The sequence below is a fragment of the Streptomyces sp. NPDC001027 genome, from assembly GCF_040299045.1.
In the GTDB taxonomy this organism is placed as follows: domain Bacteria; phylum Actinomycetota; class Actinomycetes; order Streptomycetales; family Streptomycetaceae; genus Streptomyces.
Genome location: NZ_JBEPBI010000472.1, coordinates 1 through 2,867, shown reverse-complemented (window position 1 = coordinate 2,867; position 2,867 = coordinate 1). Strand labels below are relative to the sequence as shown.

The following is a 2,867-nucleotide window of genomic DNA, read 5'->3' as shown; positions in this document are numbered from 1 at the left end:
GTGAGCCAGGCCTCCATGGCCTTGATCTCGGGCCCCTGCGCCGCGGAGATGCGCAGGGCGAGGCGTTTGACGTCCCCGGATGCGGCGCGGTCCGGTACTCGCGCCAGCGTCCGTTGCTGTAGGCCCTGTCGGCCGCCAGGCTGTCGGGCTTCTTGCGCGGCCTGCCCCGGCCGGTCCTGGGGATACGAATCTCCTCCAGGACCGGCTTGAACTGGGTACGGTCCGCCCGCTGTTCACCGGTGACGACCAGGGGCACCGGACGGCAGGGGCCATCCGCGCTCAGGTGGATCTTGCTGGTGAACCCGGCCCGCGAGCGGCCCAGGCCCCCGCTTGCAGCACCACCTCCACCAGACGGGCGACCAGGCTCTGCCACGGCGTTTCGTCCTCGTGTTCCACCTCTTCGCCCCCTTTCATGCAGGTGCCGGAGGCCGCGCAGTCCCGAGCGCCGGAAGCGTTCTCGCCTGCCGCGTCGGCCGCGGTTTTGTCGCGGCCTGAGGACGTTCCAGGAAGCCGGTGTTCGCCGTTGCGGCCACTCCCTCGGTCCCGGGCCAGGTGGTGAATGGCCGCACCCGTGGTCCTCGAAGTTGCAGCAGAGGACGTCACACCCGCACTCATACCGCCGTCAACTGCGCTGTGGCGGCGCACATCGAAAGCTCGGCGGACCGGGTGCCACCCTTCGCGAGGCACGGCCGCCAACAGCGCGCGGGTATAGGCGTGTTCAGGTGCCGGCAGTAGCCGTAACCCGGAAGCGTCGATCCGAACGACGTCCTCCGGGTCGAATCCCGACATGACGACGGTGGGCCGCTGGTTCGCGACCTCGGCTTCCGGCGCAGGGCGACCCGTCAGGCGGCATCGACGTCCAGGGGCGCTCCCCCGCCGCGGGCCTGAACACGACGCCAGGTCATCCCCGCCGAGGCCGTCCGGGCCCACGTTCAGCAAGAGATCGAGTTGCTGCTCTGCGGGCGATCGCCACCACCGGCGGTGCTGCCTGCGACGCATGGCGTGCACGAGGGTCCTGCGGGCCGAGAGGCATCCCTCGACGGGGACGCTTGCCGCGGAGCACTGTCTGCGCTGGGATGGGCGCTGGGCTCGGACCGTTCCTGGCCTCCCCGACGCGCGCCCTCGCGCAGCAGTCGGACGAAGGCGGCGTTGCCGACCGTGCGCTGCAGAGTCAGAGCCAGGAAGTCCACGGACCGTCCACGTCAGGCAGCGCATGGTAAGGGTCGCCGAGCATCCGTCGTTCGTCGCCATGAAGCCCCTGACTTCTGCGGGAGCATTTCGCGTGTCGGCATCCGTCTGGCCTTGAGCTGCATGGGGAGACCGTGGGCGGCACCGAGATGCGGGTTTCCGCGGCTCCATGCACGGGCCGGCGACGATGATCGCCGCGGCCGGTTCTCTGATCGGCGGGCCTTCTGCCGCAGCCGGCACGGGCCAGCGCCTTTTGTGGACGCATCGCCAACAGACTCTGCACCGAACCGCAATGACGTCGACGAGACCGTCCGCCGGTCTCTCTGACTGAACGTTCTCGACACGGGAGGGCTTGTGATGACGAAGATGAGAGACCGGTTCGCCACTTTGCTCGCTGCGACCGTCATGACGGTCGGGGCCTCGCTCACCCTCGGAACGACCGGCGCGGCAGCAGCCAGCTGGACCTTCAAGAAGACGGCGGCGTCGTCCGACGGGAGTTTCGCCATCGCTGCGTACAACGACGGCGCCTACGCGGGCGTCATGGTGTGGAACGCCGACCCCAGTGGCCCCATCCCCGGTGACGCGAGGACCGCTCCGACCGCGGCGGACGCGCCCACGAGCGCGAAAAGGAGCGGGTAGCCGTGTTCCGAGCCGATGATCGCTCCGGCGATCAACGGGGCGAGAGCCGGGGGAACGATCGAGCCGATGTTCATGATGCCGAGGTCCTTGGCGCGGCTCTCCCGTCCGGCGCGCGAGGGCGAGGCCGCTCAGTGGAGGCAGTCCGGGGGCGGATCCCTGGCCTGTCGACGCCGGGACCCGTCGTCTCGCCGAAGGTCGCCCACGTGGCCTCGCAGGCCGCCGGGGCCGCGACGCGCCGCTCAGACGCCGGGCCGCAGGCGGAACGCCGGACCGGGGAGGCTCTCGATGTCTTCCGCCTGCACGGCGTGCCCCTCTTCGCAGCGGAGCTGGACGTCGACGTGTGCGCCGCATTCACGGTGACGCGCCAGCACGGCCGGCCCCTCCGGGTCGGCGCGGTAGCGATCGCCCCACTGCAGGAGTCCCATCACGGCCGGGACCAGATCCATGCCCTTGGGCGTGATCACATACTTCGGCCGGCTCCGCGAGCCCGGCTCCTTGTACGTCTCCGCGGCCAGGATCCCCTCTTCCACGAGCATCCGGAGCCGGGACGCGAGCAGGTTGCGAGGACAGCCCAGCACGCGTTCGAAGTCGCCGAAGCGCGACGAGCCGTACCAGACCTCGCGCAGGATCAGGATCGTCCACTTCTCACCCACCACCTCCAGGGTCCGGGCGATCGAGCAGTTCGACACGTCCCGGTCGAGCCGGGGGTCCCTGTCGGCGTCCTGAAGAGTGTCGGTCCTCGCATCCATGAAGTGATACTAACCTCTTCTAAGTTTATTTTTCTATACTCAGAAGGTAACGTCCATGGCTGGCAGCTCCCCCTACACATCGGGTGCGCAGGGGACCTGCGCGACGAATTACATCGACCACTGAGACACCCACGCAGAAAGGCGGCCGACATGAAGGCCTTCGCCGTCGGGAAGTACGGCAAGGACGGCGTGCGCGCCGCAGAGGTACCCGAGCCCACCGTCGGAGAACGGGACGTGCTGGTCAAGGTGAGCGCCGCCAGCGTCAACCCGCTGGACAAGATGGTCCGCGAC

At 69.1% G+C, this 2,867-nt stretch carries 2 protein-coding genes and 1 pseudogene; 2 read left to right on the top strand and 1 reads right to left on the bottom strand.

Translation table 11 applies throughout. The annotated features are described in order from the left end of the window. The first annotated feature begins 1,545 nt into the window (after positions 1-1,545). On the top strand, positions 1,546-1,827 hold the full coding sequence (locus ABT300_RS42895; protein ID WP_351688275.1) for a hypothetical protein: 282 nt from the start codon (positions 1,546-1,548) through the stop codon (positions 1,825-1,827). Positions 1,828-2,066: 239 nt separating this feature from the next. Here the strand turns inward: ABT300_RS42895 and ABT300_RS42890 are convergent, their stop codons facing one another. Further along, on the bottom strand, positions 2,067-2,576 hold the full coding sequence (locus ABT300_RS42890) for a winged helix-turn-helix transcriptional regulator (protein ID WP_351688272.1): 510 nt from the start codon (positions 2,574-2,576) through the stop codon (positions 2,067-2,069). 150 nt (positions 2,577-2,726) lie between these two features. Between ABT300_RS42890 and ABT300_RS42885 the strand changes: the two are divergent. Next, positions 2,727-2,867, top strand: a pseudogene (locus ABT300_RS42885) (NADP-dependent oxidoreductase); the annotation flags it as partial.